Source organism: Paenibacillus campi, from assembly GCF_034659835.1.
Classification (GTDB): Bacteria; Bacillota; Bacilli; order Paenibacillales; family Paenibacillaceae; genus Saccharibacillus; species Saccharibacillus campi.
Genome location: NZ_JAXSQZ010000008.1, coordinates 52,175 through 73,054 on the forward strand (window position 1 = coordinate 52,175; position 20,880 = coordinate 73,054).

Annotated in this window: 15 protein-coding genes; 9 read left to right on the forward strand and 6 right to left on the reverse strand. The window is 45.3% G+C overall.

From position 1 onward, the window contains the following. Positions 1-47 precede the first annotated feature (47 nt). The 6 genes from U1I11_RS17465 (at position 48) to U1I11_RS17490 (ending at position 7,224) form a co-directional block, all read left to right on the forward strand. Positions 48-1,583, forward strand: a complete 1,536-nt coding sequence (locus tag U1I11_RS17465; protein WP_322907410.1) for a response regulator transcription factor — start codon at positions 48-50, stop codon at positions 1,581-1,583. A 197-nt stretch (positions 1,584-1,780) separates the two neighbouring features. After that, complete coding sequence (locus U1I11_RS17470; RefSeq protein ID WP_322907411.1) at positions 1,781-3,037, forward strand: sugar ABC transporter substrate-binding protein; 1,257 nt, start codon at positions 1,781-1,783, stop codon at positions 3,035-3,037. A 59-nt stretch (positions 3,038-3,096) separates the two neighbouring features. Beyond that, positions 3,097-3,993, forward strand: coding sequence for a carbohydrate ABC transporter permease (locus U1I11_RS17475; RefSeq protein WP_322907412.1), 897 nt, complete (start codon positions 3,097-3,099; stop codon positions 3,991-3,993). After that, entirely contained in the window at positions 3,994-4,887 is an 894-nt protein-coding gene (locus U1I11_RS17480; RefSeq protein ID WP_322907413.1) for a carbohydrate ABC transporter permease, read from the forward strand. A 45-nt stretch (positions 4,888-4,932) separates the two neighbouring features. Beyond that, positions 4,933-5,205: a hypothetical protein gene (locus U1I11_RS17485; RefSeq protein ID WP_322907414.1), complete on the forward strand. Its 273-nt coding sequence runs from the start codon at positions 4,933-4,935 to the stop codon at positions 5,203-5,205. 21 nt (positions 5,206-5,226) lie between these two features. Next, positions 5,227-7,224, forward strand: a complete 1,998-nt coding sequence (locus U1I11_RS17490; protein ID WP_322907415.1) for a glycoside hydrolase family 31 protein — start codon at positions 5,227-5,229, stop codon at positions 7,222-7,224. Between the two features lie 205 nt (positions 7,225-7,429). On the opposite strand, the gene U1I11_RS17495 is transcribed toward U1I11_RS17490, so the two are convergent. The 6 genes from U1I11_RS17495 to U1I11_RS17520 form a co-directional block, all read right to left on the reverse strand. Then, positions 7,430-8,179, reverse strand: a complete 750-nt coding sequence (locus U1I11_RS17495; RefSeq protein ID WP_416235499.1) for an ABC transporter permease — start codon at positions 8,177-8,179, stop codon at positions 7,430-7,432. Between the two features lie 60 nt (positions 8,180-8,239). Beyond that, positions 8,240-9,079 (reverse strand): ABC transporter ATP-binding protein, encoded by an 840-nt coding sequence (locus U1I11_RS17500; RefSeq protein ID WP_322907416.1) that lies wholly within the window; start codon positions 9,077-9,079, stop codon positions 8,240-8,242. A gap of 136 nt (positions 9,080-9,215) precedes the next feature. Continuing rightward, positions 9,216-10,286 (reverse strand): ABC transporter substrate-binding protein, encoded by a 1,071-nt coding sequence (locus U1I11_RS17505; protein ID WP_322907417.1) that lies wholly within the window; start codon positions 10,284-10,286, stop codon positions 9,216-9,218. Continuing rightward, positions 10,283-11,746 (reverse strand): aryl-sulfate sulfotransferase, encoded by a 1,464-nt coding sequence (locus U1I11_RS17510; protein ID WP_322907418.1) that lies wholly within the window; start codon positions 11,744-11,746, stop codon positions 10,283-10,285. The genes U1I11_RS17505 and U1I11_RS17510 overlap by 4 nt, the downstream gene beginning before the upstream one ends. Before the next feature lie 125 nt (positions 11,747-11,871). Next, positions 11,872-12,465 (reverse strand): MarR family winged helix-turn-helix transcriptional regulator, encoded by a 594-nt coding sequence (locus U1I11_RS17515; protein WP_322907419.1) that lies wholly within the window; start codon positions 12,463-12,465, stop codon positions 11,872-11,874. Between the two features lie 515 nt (positions 12,466-12,980). Beyond that, positions 12,981-14,324 carry a nucleobase:cation symporter-2 family protein gene (locus U1I11_RS17520; RefSeq protein WP_322907420.1) on the reverse strand — a complete coding sequence of 448 codons (1,344 nt, stop codon included), beginning with the start codon at positions 14,322-14,324 and terminating at the stop codon, positions 12,981-12,983. A gap of 547 nt (positions 14,325-14,871) precedes the next feature. Here U1I11_RS17520 and U1I11_RS17525 point away from each other — a divergent pair. The 3 genes from U1I11_RS17525 to U1I11_RS17535 all read left to right on the forward strand — a co-directional run bounded on the left by U1I11_RS17525 (position 14,872) and on the right by U1I11_RS17535 (position 20,877). Next, a complete protein-coding gene (locus tag U1I11_RS17525; protein WP_322907537.1) occupies positions 14,872-17,280 on the forward strand; it encodes a rhamnogalacturonan lyase in 2,409 nt (802 codons plus the stop codon). 447 nt (positions 17,281-17,727) lie between these two features. Continuing rightward, on the forward strand, positions 17,728-19,584 hold the full coding sequence (locus U1I11_RS17530) for a WD40 repeat domain-containing protein (protein WP_322907421.1): 1,857 nt from the start codon (positions 17,728-17,730) through the stop codon (positions 19,582-19,584). Between the two features lie 45 nt (positions 19,585-19,629). After that, positions 19,630-20,877, forward strand: a complete 1,248-nt coding sequence (locus U1I11_RS17535) for an MFS transporter (RefSeq protein WP_322907422.1) — start codon at positions 19,630-19,632, stop codon at positions 20,875-20,877. Positions 20,878-20,880: the final 3 nt, after the last annotated feature.

Below are 20,880 nucleotides of genomic sequence, written 5' to 3' on the forward strand. Positions count from 1 at the left end.
CTATATACCGTTTAAGTACGATACAGATCAACTGGGGAGGGTCAGCAATGAGAATCGTAGTCGTCGAGGACGAACCGCGGACGAGGAACGGAATTGTACAATTGATTCATAAAATAAGCAGCACGTATGAAGTAGTCGGTGAAGCGGAAAATGGCTTGGTTGGTTTGGAAATGATTGAACGGCTGCGACCTGATCTTGTGTTTATGGATATTAAAATGCCGCTAATGACGGGGATGGAAATGTTGGAACGGCTGAACGAGCAAGGCATCACGCCAAAAACGGTCATTTTGACAGGCTATTCGGAATTTGAGTATGCACGCAAAGCGATTCAGATGAAAGTGTACGAATATTTGGAAAAGCCGATTACGGCGAAAGATTTGAAAGTTATTTTGGAAAAAGTGGAGCAGGAACTGTTATATGATGGTTTGCTTGGTATACGTGGTAGCGATCGTGCGGAGAAAATGCAGCAGATGCTGCAACGTTTTATGACGAGTGAAAGTGAATCTGATGCACTGGGACTGATGGTGTCCAAGTTACAGCAGTTGATCGGGTTTGACATAGCGCCGATCCAGGTGTTTAACATCTATATGGGCGATTGCCGGGAAGGGGCTTCGGCACAGCAACGTGCATTTCTGAAGCGAACATTCGATCGGCAACCGGATGTCGTCTATACATTATGTGAATTGCCTGCTTATCAGGAAATGGTAGCGATGTTTCAGGTGCCGGATGAGCAACATTTGCAAGGTCATCTGTCTAGTTTGGCGGATGCGGTCAACCAATATGATGATCGAACGATCTGTTGTTATGCCGAGATCAATCATTTGGACGAGCTGAAAGTATGTCTCGCTGAGCTGAGGCAATTACGAAAATGGTCGATTGTACTCGGTAATCAGCAAGCGATGCACTGCCAGCTAATCGAGCAATTACAGCCTAAACCGTTTCATTATCCACTGCATTTAGAGCAAAAAGCAAAAGCGGCGATCATTGCTTCCAATGGGACAGAAGTTGTACAATATCTCGACGAATTTGTAGCGGAATGTCAAAAGGAAATCCATCAACCACAAGACTTGTTTGAGGCTTATATTCACTTTTTTGCAGCGCTTACGCATGCAGCCAAAGAGATGCATCATCACGAAGTAGCGATCCAGCAGCATGAACTGTTGTTGCGGCTACTGCAATCACAAACTTGTTTTGAATTGCAAGATGTGTTCGAAGCGATCAAAAGCTGGATTTTAAATATGCATAAACCGCATGTACAATCGCTTAATTTGACCGTTAATAGGGCGTTGCATCTGATCCATCAGCAGTACCAGCAGGGCATTACACTCGATGAGATTGCCGGTATGTTGCATATTACGCCAGAGTATTTAAGTTCCTTGTTTAATAAAGAAGTGAAGCGGTCTTTTTCATCGTATGTGAAAGAACTGCGCATTAACAAAGCAAAAGAGCTATTGATCGTAAGCGGGCTAAAAGCGTATGAGGTCGCCAATCAGATCGGCTATTCGGATTCGACGTACTTTTCACGTGTATTTAAAGATGTGACCGGCATGTCGCCAGTTGAATATCAAAAGCTACACAGATAAACAATCATATAGTAATAAGGGCGATTCTTTTCCAAACGAAACGAATCGCTTATTTGTATCGTTAGACAAAAATATGACGTAGACAGTTAGTTAGAATGATCTTAATTTTATACAATGTTCTTAGCTATTTAAAATTTTAAAAGCGCTTTCATTGCTATAAGATAAAGGTGTAGACAAACCGAGGGGGGCGAATGGTAGTGAAGAAATTAGGATTTTTGCTCAGTATGTTAATCGTATTAAGTTTACTTGCAGCAGGATGCGGTTCCGGCAATTCGAGTCAAAATGCAAGCGCAACCAATTCCAGCGATTCCACAGCGAAGAAACATTTAAAGCTTTGGTTTTACTGGGAAGGCAAAGATCGCTTTGATGAAGTGAAAAAATTGACAGACGGCTTTACAGCGAAAAATCCGAATATCGAAGTTGATCCGGTATATGTACCGTTCGCAGATTTTAAAAAGCGGCTGTCGATCGGTCTTGCCTCGTCTGATCTACCGGACATCGTCATTATCGATAACCCGGATCAAGCGGCTTACGCTAAACTCGGTCTGTTCGCTGACATTACCGACAAACTGGCGGACTGGAAAGACAAAGACGAATATTTCCCAGGCCCGTGGAAATCGGTAACTTACAATAACAAAATTTATGGTATTCCGCTCGGCAGTAATGACCTGGCGCTATTCTATAACGAAGCGATGCTGCAAAAAGCAGGCGTCAAACCACCGCAAACATGGGATGAGCTACGAGCTGCTGCCAAAAAATTGACTGGCAACGGTGTCACAGGTTTCGGTCAAAGCGCGACTGCTTCTGAAGAAGGTACATTCCAGTTCCTGCCGTGGCTGTTGTCCGCAGGTGGTAACTATAATACGATCGGCAATGGATCAGGCGCGAAAGCACTCGGCTTGCTGACCGATCTGATCCAAGACGGATCGATGAGCAAAGACGTAATTAACTGGACACAATCCGATGTCGAAAAACAATTTGCCGCAGGCAATATCGCGATGATGCTGAACGGCCCGTGGCAATTGCCAACGCTCGCCAGCGATGCACCTAATCTGAAATATGGTATCGCACTGATTCCAAAAGATCAGAAATACGCTTCCGTACTAGGCGGCGAAAACTTGGGCGTTGTGAATGGCCCGAATGTCGATGAAGCTGTTCAATTTATTAAATATGTCGCTTCCCCTGATGTGAATAAACAGTTCTTGATCAAGTTCGGTTATTTCCCAGCACGCAAAGACTTGGCACAAGACGCATACTGGCAAGATAATCCGAAGCTGAAAGTATTCGCGGAAAGTTTGCAAACGGCTGAACCGCGTGGACCAAGCCCACAATGGCCTGAAATTTCGCAAGTGATCTACAATGCAATGCAGTTGTCATTGACGGGAGAAAGCACACCACAAGCTGCTGCTACCGATGCGCAAACGAAAATTAATGCGATTATTAATCAAAAATAAATCAACCAGGGGGTGTACATGTTCAACACATGTACACTCTCTTTACAGGCGGTGAACATATGAATAATGCAAACAAACTTAAAACATGGTCGATCGGCTACGCGTTTGTGTTACCTGCGCTGATCTATATGCTACTGCTCGTCGGTTATCCGATTATCGACAATATTCGGCTCGGATTTCTGAATGTAGATATGTCTAATTTTATTCAGTCAGATCATCAATTTGTCGGTTTTCAAAATTATATTGAGCTGTTTCAGGATGGTACGATTATCCGGGCATTGTTCAATACAGTCGTATATACCGTGTTGTGTATCATTTTGCAGTTCGTGATTGGCATTTCGTTAGCGCTGTTTTTTAATCAGAAATTCGCGCTTGCTAGTCGGTTACGTGGACTCGTTATGATCAGTTGGCTCATTCCAGCAACGATTACAGCGATGGTGTTCAAGTATATGTTTGCACTTGATGGCGGTATCATTAACAATGCGCTGATGAGTTTGCATCTGATCGATGCTCCGATTGGCTGGCTCGTACAGTCGAATATGGCGATGTTGTCGCTTGTGATCGCCAATACGTGGATTGGGATTCCCTTTAATATGATTTTGCTGACGACCGGATTGACGACGATTCCGAAAGACATTTATGAGAGTGCTGCTATTGATGGGGCGAATGCGATTCAGCGCTTTTTCCGACTGACATTGCCATTGCTGCGCCCGGCGATCCTGTCGCTGCTTGTACTTGGATTTATTTATACGTTTAAAGTGTTCGAACTCGTCGTCATTATGACAAATGGTGGCCCGGTTAATGCAACGGAAATGATGTCGACATTTGCTTATAAAATGTCATTTAATCAGTTCCAGTTTAGCCAGGGCGCTGCCGTCGCCAACATTATGTTTATCGTGCTGTTAATCGTTGGTTTCTGGTATTTCCGAGTCGTGCACAAAGAGGAGGCAAACTAGATGGGCATTATCCAATCATCTGCCAAACGAACACAAAACACACATACAATGCAAGCATCTGCCAAGCAAAAGCCGCAATGGATGCTTAATATTATCGGGATTATTATTGTGGCGCTGTTTCTGTTTCCGCTCTATTGGCTTGTTATTACCTCTTTTAAAACGGAAAATGAAATTTTTGCGCATCATATTACATTGCTGCCACAGCAATGGACGTTTCAAGCGTATAGCGATCAGTTGGACGGGTCATCGTACAATATTTTACTAGGCTTCCGCAATAGTGCGATTATCGCATTTGGGACGCTGATCATTTCGACATTACTGGCGATTCCGGCTGCATATGGGGTGGCACGTTTTAAATTTCCAGGTGTGAATATTATTGTTTTGCTATTTCTCGTTACGCAAATGTTGCCGTCGTCGTTAATTTTGACACCGCTGTTTATTCAATTCAAACATTTGGGCTTGATCGGCAATACGTATTGGGGCGCGATTTTGGCGAATGCAACTGCTGGCATTCCGTTTTCGGTCGTCATCTTGCGCACGTATTTTGCGACATTGCCGAAGGAGCTGGAAGAATCAGCGAAAATAGACGGTTGTAGTGTGCTCATGACCTTTTTGCGTATTATGATTCCGATTGCGATTCCAGGTGTTGTAGTGGCGATGGTATTCTCATTCCTGTTTGCATGGGGTGATCTAATCTTCGGTATGACGTTTATCGGTTCGGAATCGATGCGTCCGATTACAGCTGGCATTTACAATTTCCTCGGCTTCCAGAGCACATCGTGGAACAATATTATGGCATTTGGTACGGTTAGCATTTTACCGGTTGTATTGATCTTTATTTTTATTCAGCGCTTTATCGTCAGCGGTCTGACCAACGGAGCGGTGAAAGGATAATGACAGTTCAATGATTTTGGCAAGGTCGATGAAGGCTGGTGCGCGTTGCACAATGCGGTGAACGGGTATACGATTGGATTATCGGTTCCGATTGAGCATGTCTCGTATGTATGGGGATGGAGCGGTGTGATTGGAGATCGCAATGTGACGGCATTAGAGCCATGCACAGGCGATCTCGATCGATTGGATACGACGATTCAATGCAACCGAGTCAGCTTCATCAGCAGCAATTCAACCTGTCAATGGTATTTGAATGTCACGATCGATTCTGTTGCCCATGTACGACATATGGATGCGCACGCAAATGTACACTCATGAAATAGCTGAGGAGGGATAGAAATGGAAGATGTGTTTTCGGTAGTCGGTCATCGGCTTGTTCGTCAATATGATTCGGAGCAATTATGGATTGAACCGTGGGGTGACAATAGCTTGCGGGTGAGATCGACACATATGGCGCAGATGCCAACAGAGGACTGGGCATTGTTACCGTCGACTACACATACGGCACATATTACGATCGATGAACAGATCGCTTCGATTCGTAATGGCAATATTCGTGCCGATGTGTCTGCTGCCGGTAAAATTACATTTTATAATCAGCATGGCGAAGTGCTGTTACAGGAATATGTGCGCAATCGCACAGTGCCAGGCGAATTTAACAGTGCGTTAAATATTGAAGCAAGGGAAATGAAACCGCATATTGGCGGTGATTATCAACTGACGGCACGGTTTGAGTCTGAGCCGCAGGAGAAATTGTTTGGCATGGGGCAATATCAACATCCGTATCTTGATCTGAAAAATTGTACATTGGAGCTGGCGCATCGTAATTCACAGGCAAGTGTGCCGTTTGCTGTGTCCAGTCTTGGATATGGCTTTTTGTGGAACAATCCGGCGATCGGTCAAGTTACATTCGGCAAAAACGTGACCGAATGGCTTGCTTATTCCACTAAAGTGCTCGATTACTGGGTTACGGCAGGTGATACACCAGCGAATATTGTGGAAGCGTATGGTGCTGCAACCGGTACGGTGCCGATGATGCCGGATTATGGGATGGGCTTTTGGCAATGTAAGCTGAGGTATCAGACACAGGAAGAACTGCTGTCGGTAGCACGGGAATATAAGCGCAGAGAGCTGCCGATTTCCGTCATCGTAATCGACTTTTTCCATTGGCCGAAACAAGGGGATTGGCGGTTTGATCCGGAATATTGGCCTGATCCAAAAGCGATGGTACAGGAATTACAGGAAATGGGCATCGAGCTGATGGTGTCGATTTGGCCAACTGTCGATAAAACGAGTGAAAACTACAATGAAATGTTGCGCAAAGGCTATTTGATCCGGACGGAGCGCGGTATTCGCACATCGATGGATTTTGTGGCGGATTCGGTTTTTTACGATGCGACTCATCCTAAAGCGCGTGAATTTGTGTGGAGCAAAGCGAAAGCTAATTATTATGATTACGGTATTAAAGTGTTTTGGCTGGATGAAGCAGAGCCGGAATATACGGTATATGATTTTGAAAATTACCGTTATCATCTGGGGCCGAATGTGCAGATTGGTAATATTTATCCAGTATATTATGCGCAGACATTTTATGAAGGCATGACGGCGGAAGGTCAGGAAAATGTCGTCAATTTGCTGCGTTGTGCTTGGGCAGGCAGTCAGCGTTATGGGGCGCTTGTCTGGTCAGGTGATATCGATTCCAGCTTTGCTTCGCTGCGCAATCAGTTTAAAGCAGGACTGAATATGGGATTGGCGGGCATTCCGTGGTGGACGACCGATATCGGTGGCTTCCACGGTGGTGATCCGACCGATCCGGCGTTTCAGGAGTGCGCGATTCGCTGGTTCCAATATGGCGCTTTTTGCCCGGTATTCCGTCTGCATGGTGATCGGGAGCCGCATTCCGAACCACTTGGTACAAGTGGCGGTGGATTGTTTGGCAGTGGGGCGGACAATGAAGTGTGGAGCTTTGGTGATGAAGCGTACGATATTTTCAAAAAGTATATGTTGCTGCGGGAACGGTTGCGTCCGTACATTACGGAATGTATGCGTGCTGCTCATGAAAAAGGCACACCACCGATGCGTCCGTTGTTTTACGATTTCTCACAAGATCGCGAAACATGGAATATCGAAGATCAGTTTATGTTTGGGCCTGATCTGCTCGTGGCACCTGTGCTATATGAAGGGCAACGACAGCGGAAAGTATATTTGCCTGCCGGTGCGACATGGAAGGCAGTCACTACGGGTGAGACGCATGCAGGCGGGCAATGGCTCGCATGTGATGCGCCGATCGATAGCATTCCGTTATTTGTGCGTGATGGTGTGGAGTTGCCGTTGTAATCGTCATAGGAATACTATAGTAATCGATCATTTGAACAAGCTGCTGGATCAACTCCGGCAGCTTGTTTGGTTTGTAGAACGTATCAGTATGCATGTAATGATGATCGGAATGTGTATGCATACTGCCAATATAATTCCTTTTATGCATGTGTATGAATGTGTATAACTGCGTTGGGCTATTTTGTATGATCATATGTTATATGACTTACACTCGACGTATTGGATTGGCATCGACCAGACCATAGCGGGACAGGCATAATCTGCCCAACCATTGCACGATCCGATCGGTCGTAAAGCCCATCATACCGAGGCAAATCAAGCCGACAAAAATCCAGTCTGTACGGAAGTACAGCCGTGCATTCCAGATGAGAAAGCCGATGCCTTCGTTGGCGGCGATCATTTCCGCTCCGATAATCGCCATATACGATGTGCCCATCGCTAGACGAATGCCGCTAAATATATAAGGCACTGCTGTCGGAATTAGCACATGCAGCAAAATTTGCCATTCCGATGCGCCCATACTGCGAGCGGCACGGATTTTATCTTCTTGCACCGCCAGCACACCGGTCAGTGTATTCATCACGACAATGAACACGGTCGCATAGGTGATCAAGGCGATTTTGGACTGTTCGCCAATCCCGAACCAGACGAGAAACAATGTAATAAAGGCAATCGGCGGAATAAAACGGATAAAATGCAGCACAGGTTCAGCGAACAGCCGAATGATCCGCACTTTGCCAATGATTAAGCCGAGCGGAACCGCAATCAGACTGCCGAGCAGCCAACCGCTAAGGACGCGGTAAAAGCTAATGCCGACATATTGCGCCAGTGAACCGTCTGCCGCCAATTCTACGGCACCTTGCCACGTTTCGATCGGGCCGGGCACAATGTCCGGGCCATATTGCCATGCCGCCACCTGCCAGACGAGCAGCACCAAGATTAGCAACAACGGCATGCGAACCCATTGATTGGACAAGATCGATAATAAACGATGGATCATCATAACACCTGCCTATTACTCATCAAAATGAGCCTGAATATGTTGCAAATGTGCATAAAATTCCGGTAACGACAAATCGCGTGGATAGGGCAGCGGAATATCGTGCAATTCCGCAATGCGGGCGGACGGGCCTTCTGACATAATACCGATCCGTTGCCCCAGCAGTACCGCTTCTTGAATGTCATGGGTTACAAACACAATCGTTTTGCCGGTTTGCCGCCAGATATTCACCAGTTCACGCTGCATCGTGCGTCGAGTCATCGCATCAAGTGCGCCAAACGGCTCATCCATCAGTAAAATATCCGCATCATTAGTCAGCACGCGTGCAAGTTGTACCCGTTGCTTCATACCACCGGATAGCTCGCCCGGATACTTGTCCGCATGTTGCGCCAGTCCGACCATGTGTAAATAATGGTCGGAATATGCACGGCGACGTGCGCGGGGTACTTTTTTCATTTTCAAACCAAACTCGACATTTTGGCGTACGCTTAGCCAAGGGAATAGCGCGGCATCTGCCTGCTGAAACACGACCGCACGATCGCTGCCTGGCTTGTGAATATCAACGCCGTTCGTTTGCAAAGTGCCGGATGATTTGCTTATAAAGCCGGCGATCATATTCAGCAATGTCGATTTGCCGCAACCGCTTGGACCAAGCAAAATGAAAAATTCGCCACTGCGCACCGTCAAATCGATATCTTTAAGTACATAATGCACATCGCCTGTGCGCGGCAGATAGCTTTTGTTCAACTGCCGAATCGTGATAGTGCTACCGCAAGCGACCGCTTTTGGCGCCACTGTAGCTGTAGAGGTCGGATAAGTGTTGGGCTGTGCTTGTTGAAAGGCGGGAGTCGTCATAGTTGCTGATTCTCCTTTGTTTGTAAAATAAAGCGAAGCGTTATGTTCAGCATTATCCGGTTGTAGATGTGTACTAGACCGTCTGCGTTCAAAACCGCTACCCGAGAATCGCCTCGGGCAGTCGGTTGAAGTCCATCTACACGTTTAGCTTGCTTCCGTTGCTTGTGTACGTTACGCGATCTGGAAATGCTTGTTGCAGCGGTTTTAAATTCAGTTTGTCATCGAGTTTAAAGTCATATTTAATGATGCCTGTGCGCACCATATATGCTTTTTGCCGGGTTAGACTTTGGTAAGCTGCCGGGGTAAAGCCTAGCTCCCAGGCATTCGTTTTTAAATCTTGCAGTGTCGCTGCACGTGGTTGTTTCACTTCGGAATACAAAATGTCCGCTGTTTTGTCCGGATTGTGGTCGATAAATTGCTGCGCTTCTTGCACGGCAATGAGAAAACCTTTTACCGCTTCAGGATGAGCTTGGATCAATTCATTCGGTGCAATCAAGCCGGAAGCAAGTCGCAAACTCGTTTTGGACATATCGCTTAGTTCATGTACGTCCGGCAGCTGTTCAAATTTGGCTAACATTGCGGCATTGGTTACCCAGGCGGCATCAATTTCGCCTTTTTGCAGCGCCACATAAGCTTCGTCAAAACCACCTTGACCGATCTGCTGCACATCGTTAGCCGTCAGCCCATGTTCAGTTAAATACAATTCCCATAAATAGGGCAGAAATGTTCCGCGCAGAAAACTTACCTTTTTGCCTTTGAGCTGGGACGGTTCGGTAATATCGGAGCGCACGAACAGTTTCCATTGCGCGGCATTAGCGTCTGTACCTGTACCGGTAGAGGCGATGATCGAATACGCGCCTTTGCTGACGGCGTTGAGCACCGGATAATCGGCACCAAACGCGATATCCGACTGTTTAATAAAGAGCGAATTAATACCTTCGGCTGGTGTGGCAAATGTAATAATGTTAGCATCAATACCTTGTTTGTCGAAGAATCCTTCTGTTTTGGCGATCCGGAATACCGGATTGGATAGCGTATCTGCAATATTCAGCTTTAACCTACCGTCTGCGCTCACTTGCTGTGAACCGCTATTGGCACAGCCAGCCAGTACCGGCAGGAGCAGCAGCAACGTCAGCGTCACAGACCAGCTGTTCAAGCTGTTCCAGCGACGTCGGTAGTTATCGATCAAAAATACGAATCGGCTCATGCGCTTGTCTCCTCTAAGCGTGGTCGCTCGTTAATGTCGGCTACGCAAAATGCGCCATCTCCATAAGCTTGTGTGCCTGCCACAGCAACGACAACTTCGTCCTGTCGCCCGGCAGGAGCGGCACCCGGTACGCGGAATGTAGCGACATCGAGCCGTTCAATCGGCTGTTCTGCAGGCGGCTGTAATTGTGGAATCCAGTGATATGGTACACGATATGCACGATAAACCATATTGGAGTTCCGTTTGTTTTTGTAAGGGGAAATGTATTCCCACACTAGCTCATGCTCGGCAGTCACTTCCAAAATTCGTCCGTCCGCACCTTCGGTAATGAGTGTATTTCCATTTTCCAGCCGTTGTGCCGAGCTAATATACGGGCTATAAAATTGATAAGAATCTAGTGGAGCAGTAAAGCCTGCCTCGGTTGGTGTAAACTGCCATACGATTTCCAGTGTAACCGGATTGATTTCCAGTACACGTGAATAATCACGTAACGCATGTTTGACCCCATCTGGTGAAGAAGGATTCGGCGCCCCATAACCGCCCCAGCCGCCATTATCAAAGACGAGCAAATGACCTTCACCCGGTAATCCTTTCGGAATAATATGCGCGTGATGTTGCCCGATAATCCAGCCGAGTTGCTGTAATTCCGGTGCGGAATAATCCGGGCCGAGCTGCCAGACAATGTTGCCAGTACGTTTGTCGATAATGGCGATAATATTCGTTTCCCGCGCATCCCAAATAATGTTATCGGGATGGAAACGCTCATCACCGGCATCATAAAATTTGTTCGGCCCGACCAATGACATGGAATTGATATGCATCCAATCCCCGGCACCGGAAGCCTCGCCAAAATAACGTGTATTTGGATCACGATACAATGTTTCACGCGCTGCCGGATCAAAGCCCAATTCCTCAAAATGTTCACTGCACACCCATTCCCAGACGATATTGCCGTCGGCATCGACTTCGATAATAGCATCGTCAAGCAGTTCTTTGTCCGAAATGTCCGGGTTGTGTACATTTTTATGGACAAGAATGAGTGTATTGCCGCCTTGCGTTTTCGGCTCCTGACCTGGTGCATAATAGCCGACTGGACTGCCTTCACGCTGATAATCATGATGGGCACGCGCCATCCACTGAGGCGTATTGTCCGGGTCTTCAATATACTCGTAACTGTTAAAACGCCAGACGATATTGCCTTCCCAGTCGACTTGCACCAGATCGGCTTCATCTTGAAATGAATACCGTGGATCACGCTCTGCCGTGCTGCCTAGCACATAGCCACCTGGCAATATTTTGTTCGGAAAACCGCGTAGCCCTTGCCATAGCCGGACTTCGCGCCCACTCATATCAATTAATAGTGCCCCTGTATCAGCCGCTTGATAAATCGTATATCCGCTAGCCGCTTTGCTTGGGTTATACAATGTCGTGCCTGTCGGATAAATGCTCGGATGTCCCATAATTCAATCGCTCCTCTAACGTGAATAATCTGCCAATCTTGTATTTACTTCATCTATACGCTAATGCAACTAGGCGAATGCAACGACACCGACCGATCAACCAATTTGCAAATTTCTAGCGGTCTTTAATAACTGAGAAAGCGCGGTTTCGTTTGTGTAGTTTGCTTGCGATCCGTTTGAGCGGTCACTACATTGTTTGCTATCGGTGTGCTCGATCGAGTATCCGTTGTCGCCATATCAGCTGCCTGTCCATTAACTGCTGCCAATTCCAAAATAGCCTGTGAAAATCCATCCAAACGTTCGGTCATCTTACGATACAGCGCACTTTGCTGTTCCAGCTCCTCCCGGCGCAAATCGCCAAAGAGAAGCGTCATACACGCGGCACCGATATTGCGATGCCGTTCATAAAAGGCGCGACCTTCGTCCGTAACCGTCAGCAATACGGTACGGCGATCCGCAGGCAATCGTTGCCGTATCGCTAGTCCGCGATGTTCTAACTTATCGCTAACTGCGGTCATCGCGCCGGAAGTGAAATCCAATGTCTCGGCAAGATCGCTTAGCCGCTGCTCGCCATGCTCGATAATTTTATGGAGAATAAACATGCCTGGTAGCGTAATGCCTTCGATCGTAATCCGATCACGTTCTTTGACAAACTTGCGTACCATTTTGCGAAAATACCAATCGGCTTCCGCCATCAACTCCAAATCAGATAAGCTCATCGTGTTGCCCCCCTATATCGCTATACATACAATTTAGCGTTAATTAAATGAACGTTAAAATAATGAGTGGTAAACGATTGGACTTATTCTATGATTAAGTATTCCAAGTTGTAAAGTGGGTTTAAACGCGTTGGAGCACAATCGGATGTGTGTATAAAAATAATCTATAGTACGCATAAATATGCACAATTACTGTACATACCGCGCTGAATCGACCATTGGCGCATCGTCTACATGTATAAATGATGCGTCCATAGCGATTCCTATCAAATATTTCAATAACAGCAATCGTGTAAAATAACGCCCTAATCTTCCGTATGCAAAACGAAAAAATATAGGCGCGATTAAAGGTAATACTAACGGTGATACGTCCGCATATTTGATTTATTATTAATAAAATACATGCGCAAAGAAGCTGCCGACATATGCCCGGCAGCTTCTGGAAAATGTTGTTTCAGATATCGTTTATCATTCCTTATTAGAATGAAGACTACAGCGCAAGTTCACGCTAAAGCCTATGACACTTGCTCTTTCACCAGCGCCGTATCTGCTGCATGCAGTGTGCTCTCGTTCACCGTCGGCTTGGATTTGCGAAACGATAAATGAAAAAACAAATTCAACACAATCGCAGTCAAGCTACCTGTAATTGTGCCATCGCTTACGATAATACGCAGTGCGGATGGCAAGCCAGCGAACAGCTCCGGTACAACTGTAGCGCCGATACCGAGCGAAATCGAGCAGGCGACGACGAGCAGATTACGCTGATCTTTAAAATCAACTTCGGTCAGCATCCGAATGCCGGAAGCGATCACCATGCCAAACAGGATGACGGTCGCTCCACCGAGTACGGCGGGCGGGATAATAGTAGCCAGTGCCGCGATTTTGGGTACGAAGCCAAGCACGATCAAAATGCCGGATGCCATAAAGATGACATTGCGGGTTTTAACACGGGATAGCTCGACCAGACCGACATTTTGCGCAAATGTATTGTACGGAAAGGCGTTAAACAGACCGCCTAACACAATCGCCAACCCTTCTGTACGATAGCCGCGCGTCATATCTTGCGGGGTCAGCTTCTGGTCGCAAATACGCCCCAGCGCCAGAAAAACGCCAGTTGACTCGACTACAATGACCATACAGACGATTATCATCGTAATGATCGGTGCAATCCGAAATTCCGGCATTCCAAACGCGAATAGCTGTGGCAAATGAAACCAGGACGCTGTGGCAACCGGTGCTATATTCACTTTGCCCAGCAGTGCCGCGACTAGCGTACCGGCGATAATGCCAAGCAGCACGGATAGGGAGCGCATAAAACCTTTAAAAAATCGATTAATGAGCAAAATGAACGCCAACACACCAAATGACAACAAAAAGTTTTGCAAGCTGCCAAAGTCAGCGCGCCCGACGCCGCCTGCCATATTTTTAATCCCGGTCGGCACGAGCGACAGTCCGATGACCGTTACGACTGTGCCGGTCACTACTGGCGGAAACAGACGAATGATTTTGCCGAGCCAGCTAGCGCAGATGACGATAAACAAACCTGCCGCAATAATCGCACCATATACCGCACCAAGTCCATACTGATTGCCAATGCCGATCATCGGTGTAATGGCGACAAACGAGCTGCCTAGCATCACCGGCAAGCCGATACCGAGATATTTCGTTTTCCACGCTTGTAGCAATGTGGCAATGCCACAGGTGAGCAGATCGATGCCAACCAAATAGGCAAGCTGTTCACTGGTCAAATTTAATGCGCGCCCGACGAGCAGCGGTACGAGAATCGCACCAGCATACATCGCCAACACATGCTGTAATCCGAGTGAAAATATTTTGCCGCCACTAATTTTGTTTTCCATGAACAACGCTCCTTTAATGATAGATCATTATTATATGTGAGTAAAAGTATCAAAATCCGAATGATTAACGTAATAGTAGCTTTATTTAGATGAATTTAAGAGATTTTTTACGAACATTTGTAAATAAATATAATTAAAAGTTCTGATATTATGCAAAATATATAATTTGATGTTACATAATATTACATATTAGAGGGTGAAAACGAACTGGAAGCAATGATGATCGATCATGATGCGATTCAATCGGTTATTTGAACAGTTCAACCGGATATTTGCACACGTGAATCGCAGAACAATTTTATAATAAAAATATCGGATCGATGCATCTGAGCTACAGCCGCCACGTAATATGGAACGGGTGTAGAGGGGGATGCTAGAAATGCGTCGAATCTATCCATTTTTGTAAGCGTTACCAAAATGAACAGGGAGCGTGAATAGGGTGAGCAATAAACAGCATCGTTTGACGACTCGGATTGTCGCTGCGGCATTAGGCATCGTACTCGTACTGCCGATTACGGAGCTTGCGACTGCGGCGGAAGGAGCGATTATGACGGAGCATGTTTCGTCCGCTACGAGTAAGCAAGCCGTACAGTTGGAGCGGCTGGATCGTGGACTGGTGGCGGCACATACGGGTGACGGCAATTTTTTAAGCTGGCGTCTGCTCGGTGATGAAGTGACCGGTTATTCGGATACAGGGCTGACGGGAACCGATTTTGCCGTTTATCGTAATGGCACATTTGTGACGGTTGTGCGTGACAGTACGAACTATTTGGATCGTTCAGGTAAGCTAAGCGATCGTTATCGCCTGTTGCCAATCATCGCTTCCCCACTGGCAAACGCTCGGAAGCTGAATGATCCGACAATGAACGATCAGGCAACCGAATCGGTGTATGCATCTGTTACGGAACCGATGCCTACCGTAGCCACTGCTACATACGGAACCGACAACGGTAGTAACGATTCGGCTGCTGAAGCTGCCCGGCAATACGGCATACCGCTCAATACTTTGCTGAAGCCGGATAAAAGCAAGCTGACCGCGCCGGTGTCCGTCTGGAATGACACCTATTATGATCTGCCGCTGCAAAAGCCGGCTGATGGCGTAACCCCTGCGGGAGAAAGCTACACCTATTCCGCTAACGATATGAGTGTCGGTGATGTAGATGGGGATGGCGAATATGAATATTTTGTTAAATGGTACCCATCCAACGCCAAAGACGTTTCGCAAAAAGGGTATACCGGCAATACGTATATCGATGCTTATCGCTTGGACGGATCATTGCTGTACCGGATCGATCTAGGCGTAAATATTCGCTCCGGAGCGCATTATACCCAGTTTCTCGTATACGATTTTGATGGGGATGGCAAAGCCGAGCTGATGATGAAAACAGCACCAGGCACCAAAATTACGCGTTACGGCGCACGCGGCAATGTCGTATCCGAGCAATACATTTCGTTGCCAAAGGCGGATCGGCAAGCAGGGTACGCCAATACCGACGATTACCGTATGAGCAGTGCGGATTATTACGACCATCTTGTACAGATGTTCCAAGGCTGGGATCAGCATCCTGAAGTGAAAAATGGTCATTGGCCTGCGACGCTGGAGCAAGCGTTTGGCATTGCCCCGAAATATAGTTATCCGTTATCATTGACCGACGCAAAAGCGCTAGCCGATTATTTTATCGATGTGTATGCACCCGCGCGCAGCACACGCAACAAACTGCGCGATTTTGAAGGTTTTATCGTGAGCGGGCCTGAGTATTTAACCGTATTTGACGGACGCAGCGGTAAAGAGCAGCAGACGGTAAATTATGAGCCGCAGCGTTATGATGATGGCTTAATGTGGGGCGATTATGCGATGAGCCGGATCGAGCCGGGCAATCGGGTCGACCGTTTCCTAGCGACTGTCGCTTATGTAAATGGGACAACACCGTCAGCCGTATTTGCACGCGGTTATTATACGCGCGCAGCGCTCGTATCGTACAGCTGGGACGGCAAAAAGCTAAGCAAAGATTGGACGGCAGATACCGGCTGGACGATTATGAGCAATCCGTTTAACGATGGCCCGCACGGGCGTGATGGCACCGATCCGAATCTGGGCGCACTCGCCGGACAAGGAGCGCATTCACTGACCGCCGCCGATGTGGATGGAGATGGCAAAGATGAGATTGTGTACGGCTCCGGTACGGTCGATCATGACGGTACATTGCTGTATAGCTCTAGCGATATCATGCCTGCTGGAAGCGCTATTCCAGGGCAAATCGCCAAGCTCGGACATGGTGATGCACTGCATGTTGCCGACATCGATCCGAATCGCCCAGGACAGGAAATTTATATGGTGCATGAAGGTGGGCCCTATGCGCCATATGGATATGCACTACGCGATGCCGCAACTGGCAAAGTGATCTATGGCGCATATACCGGTAAAGATACCGGGCGCGGCATGATCGGTGATATCGATCCAACTCGTCCTGGTATCGAGACATGGGCAACCGATCTGCGCACCGCGACTGGCACACTGATCGGTAAAAGCTATCCAGGCACCAATATGAATATTAAATGGAGCCCAAGTTTGACGACGCAAATTATCGACGGCTCGCTAGAATCGACACCAGCGATCAAAGACTGGCAAAAAGGCGTTGTGCTCGTTGCCAACGGTACGTTAAGCAATAACGGAACAAAAGGCAATCCATCGCTCGTCGCTGACATTTTCGGGGATTGGAGAGAGGAATTGCTGCTGCGCACCGCCGACAGTTCAGCGATCCGTATCTATCTCAGCTCGGAAGTGACCCAGCACAAGTTGTATACATTAATGCATGATACACAATACCGCACCGGCATTGCACGTCAAAATACGACGTATAATCAACCGAGCTACCCAAGCTTTTATTTTGCCTCGGATATGGATTGGTCGAAGGTACCTGTGCCGCAATTGAATTTTAATAAGCAACAAAAATAAAAGATTATTGCTGTTTTCATTTCATGAACCAAGTAAGATCGGAACGAGATGCGATTCCGATTTTACTTGGTTCTTTGTACCTAGTATCATATGTGTTTGAACTGTTTTTTGTAGACAAATATCCCTAAAACCGTATGAATAGTCGCTCTGATATCTAAAATAAGAAATATAAAACTTAAGTCCCATTTTAAATTTTGAATTTACGATTTAAGATTTAAATACAAAAATAAGGAAAAATTGATCTTCGGAACATTTATTCCTTTTTTTTGTAATCATGAACTGGAGGTGGAGAAAATGAAGAAAAAAGTGCGTCGTATCGTTCTGTCGAAAAAGTAATCAGTCATTAGCTTAGTGTACTTAATTAGATTTCTAAGATCGGGTATAACGTTCTGATTGGTTTAACATTCAGAACGTTATGCTCTAACAGCGAATGGAGGACATTAGCGTATGGTAAGTCGTATTAACCGCATGTCTTATAATCAATATGAAAACGTTATCTTAGCAGGCGATACGAATGGGCAAGTACATAAATATGATTTAGATTTGAATCTAATCATGTCTTCTCCTGCTACTGGCTACTCAGCGAAAATTATTTGCATGACCACAAATGACAAATACGTAATTACTAAAAATAAATATGGTGGCTTAGCAAAATGGGACTTGAAGACATTGCATCCATTGGATGTATTGGACGAATTTTACCTTAGGGATGAAGATGATCTTATGGAAGATGAAGAACCGTCTCCTTCTAATGCACGCGGGATCAATATTTATAACGGTCATATTTATTGTAGTAATGGTTACGGTCAAAATTTGGTAGTAGATATCGAAACATTTCGTGTAGTGGAATTTAGAAAAACGCTGACTGAAGGGGCATTTATTGATTGTGTAAATGTGGAGTTGCCTGATTTACATGCAATCGGTACGACAGAAGGTACAGTATTTTTAGGAGATATTGAAAAGAACTCATTTCCTGTTCAGATTAAAGCGGATGGAGGAAATATCCACGTGATCAAACACGATCAACGACATGATCGTTTTGTAGCGACACAGGATTACGGATTGGGCGAAAATGCAAATATACAATGTGGGATCGTAACTTTCGACAAACAAGGAGAAAACGTCAAAAATCACTCTTTTACTTTTGATGATGTTGAAGACCTGGCATTTGATCATGATTACAAAACGCTATATGCGGGCGGGTTTGATTGTTATCTGTATGTTTTTGATAATACGTATGCAGAACCTTCTCTGAAGCATGTGTACGGCCCTTTTGCTCATCAAATTAAAAATATTGTGTACTTGAGTGAAGAACAGATTTACTGTTTGTTGCAGTCAGGAGAAATCGTACAAATTAATGCCAAAGGTGAAATTCAAACGAAAAACGCATTCGTTACGAAATGCATTTGGGATATGAAGCCACATCCAATTAAAAAGGATACTTTTTATTGTGGAAAAGACGACGGAGTGCAAATATTCTCTGTAAAGTCGGATAAACATGGTGTCATTTCGATGCAGAGCGCACCAGCCATTTATCATGGCTTCGGATTGATTAATGCGATTCGCCCATTACCTGATGATTCGTATATTGCTATATCGAGAACAGGCAAAAAAGTGTTTAGAGCTAGACCTGACGGTACGCTCATATGGAATAGAGACGTACTAGGTATGCCGCGTGAAGTGAATCTTAATCAGGAGTATTCAAAGTTGTTGCTTTGCACAGATAAAGGTTATGTGTATGAGCTGGATGTGGAAAATGGTAATGAACAGGCTCAATTTAATTTTAACAGTAATCCGGTATTTTCCACCGGTTATACGTCAGATGGTCGCCGCATTGTAGGTTTCAAAAATGGTGTGATGCATATTTATGATGCGCAAAAACAACAGTTGCTAGCAACGATGGAATTGACCGACGATATGGAATACCCGAAAAGATGGCTGGGAGAAAAAGATGGTTTCCATTATATTGTCGGTGCTTTTGGTCTGCTGCAACTCGATCTGGATGCTTACGAAATCAAAAAGCAGTGGCTTGAACTGATTTATAATACGAAGGAAAATGCAGTGATCGTTGATGATTATGTGTATGTGTTAGGGTATGGAGAACAGATGGGCGTATACCATTTTGAAACAGGAGAAATGGTCGATCTATTGGAGCATTTTCTAGATTATCCTAAAGCGATTTCCACTTACCGAACAGAAGATGGTAGTGATGTGCTGTTTGTAGGCGGACGAGGCAATTACGTAAACGTTTATAAACTTGAAGGTAGTCAAACATTGAAAATTAGAGAATATTATTTGAACTAATTTATTTGCATAAACCACTTAATTATAGAGAAAGTGAGTTTGCGTGTGTTAAACAATTTTAAAGATATCCGTTTCTGTCTGTTACTGTTAGCCACTTTAACGTCTTCGATTGGTACCGGAATTTCATCGATTGCCATTCCGTGGTTTATTATACGAACAACGGGACAAGCTGCGTTAGGATTTGCGATGATTGGGATTACGGCGGTGATGTTTTTACTATCGCCTTATTTAGGTGGAATTATTGATCGTTTTTCACGTAAAAAAGTGCTGTTAATTACGCATAGCTTATGTGGAGGAGTTTTATTAACGATGGCAACGATCAATTTGTTTCGAGATGGGGTGCCATTATGGACATTGATTACAACGAGCTTTATCGGACAATTGTATTTCGCATTACATTTAACCGCTTTTCAAGCATTTATCCAAGAAATATTTAGTGAGACGCAATTTCGCTCGATTAATTCGATTTTTGAAATTGTGAACCAAACGGATACGATTATTGCAGGCGCAGTGGCAAGTGTGCTGATTGAGAAACTGCCGATTGCTTATTTATTGTTCATCAATGCCGGTTGTTATTTACTGGCATTGATGTTGATTTCGATGATTCCGTATTCGTTTCAAGCTGCTCATACCGATCAAACAGGAACGAAAAAAAGCCGTTTTTTTTATATGGCGGAAGGATTTCGTTATATTCAGCAAAGACCGGTTATGTTCATATTTTTGCTAAGTATTTATATTCCATTTATTCTCGTGATGGTTGATAATTTTGTGCTGCCTGTACACGTAGCTACAAATTTAAAACAATCCGCTAGTGTGTATAGTTATTACAATATTGTTTATTCGGCTGGTGCGATCGCATCTGGATTTGTGATTTCATATTTCACTTCAAAGTGGAAAGATACGAATATTATTTTGCTTTGTATGGTTTTATTTTGGCTTAGTTTGCTCGGATTGTTTCTTTTCAGATACACGCCATTGTTTTTGCTATGTGGTTTGTTTGCTGGTATCGGCAACTCTGGCACCAAAATTACAAGAAATACATTAATGATGAAAAATGTAGCGCCTGACTATTTTGGACGGGTAAGCAGTTTTTATAGTGGTTTAGGATTGTTAATCCGCACATTGTTGCTGCTTTTTTTTACGATCTTATCAACAAGTGTATCTACGACGGTTATTTATGGGATTATGGTTATTGTGATGGGCGTTGCGATTGCGGTGATGCTGTTATTCAGAACGAGACTTCAAGCCAGTTTGGACGATAGCCACAATCTACAAACTGAAAAGGAGTTGTAATCG

Bases quoted from the DNA above. Each gene is read 5' to 3' on its own strand.
- U1I11_RS17465 (WP_322907410.1), top strand. From the start codon at position 48: ATGAGAATCGTAGTCGTCGAGGACGAACCGCGGACGAGGAACGGAATT.
- U1I11_RS17475 (WP_322907412.1), top strand. From the start codon at position 3,097: ATGAATAATGCAAACAAACTTAAAACATGGTCGATCGGCTACGCGTTT.
- U1I11_RS17480 (WP_322907413.1), top strand. From the start codon at position 3,994: ATGGGCATTATCCAATCATCTGCCAAACGAACACAAAACACACATACA.
- U1I11_RS17490 (WP_322907415.1), top strand. From the start codon at position 5,227: ATGGAAGATGTGTTTTCGGTAGTCGGTCATCGGCTTGTTCGTCAATAT.
- U1I11_RS17495 (WP_416235499.1), bottom strand. From the start codon at position 8,179: ATGCCGTTGTTGCTAATCTTGGTGCTGCTCGTCTGGCAGGTGGCGGCA.
- U1I11_RS17500 (WP_322907416.1), bottom strand. From the start codon at position 9,079: ATGACGACTCCCGCCTTTCAACAAGCACAGCCCAACACTTATCCGACC.
- U1I11_RS17505 (WP_322907417.1), bottom strand. From the start codon at position 10,286: ATGAGCCGATTCGTATTTTTGATCGATAACTACCGACGTCGCTGGAAC.
- U1I11_RS17510 (WP_322907418.1), bottom strand. From the start codon at position 11,746: ATGGGACATCCGAGCATTTATCCGACAGGCACGACATTGTATAACCCA.
- U1I11_RS17515 (WP_322907419.1), bottom strand. From the start codon at position 12,465: ATGAGCTTATCTGATTTGGAGTTGATGGCGGAAGCCGATTGGTATTTT.
- U1I11_RS17520 (WP_322907420.1), bottom strand. From the start codon at position 14,324: ATGGAAAACAAAATTAGTGGCGGCAAAATATTTTCACTCGGATTACAG.
- U1I11_RS17525 (WP_322907537.1), top strand. From the start codon at position 14,872: ATGACGGAGCATGTTTCGTCCGCTACGAGTAAGCAAGCCGTACAGTTG.
- U1I11_RS17530 (WP_322907421.1), top strand. From the start codon at position 17,728: ATGGTAAGTCGTATTAACCGCATGTCTTATAATCAATATGAAAACGTT.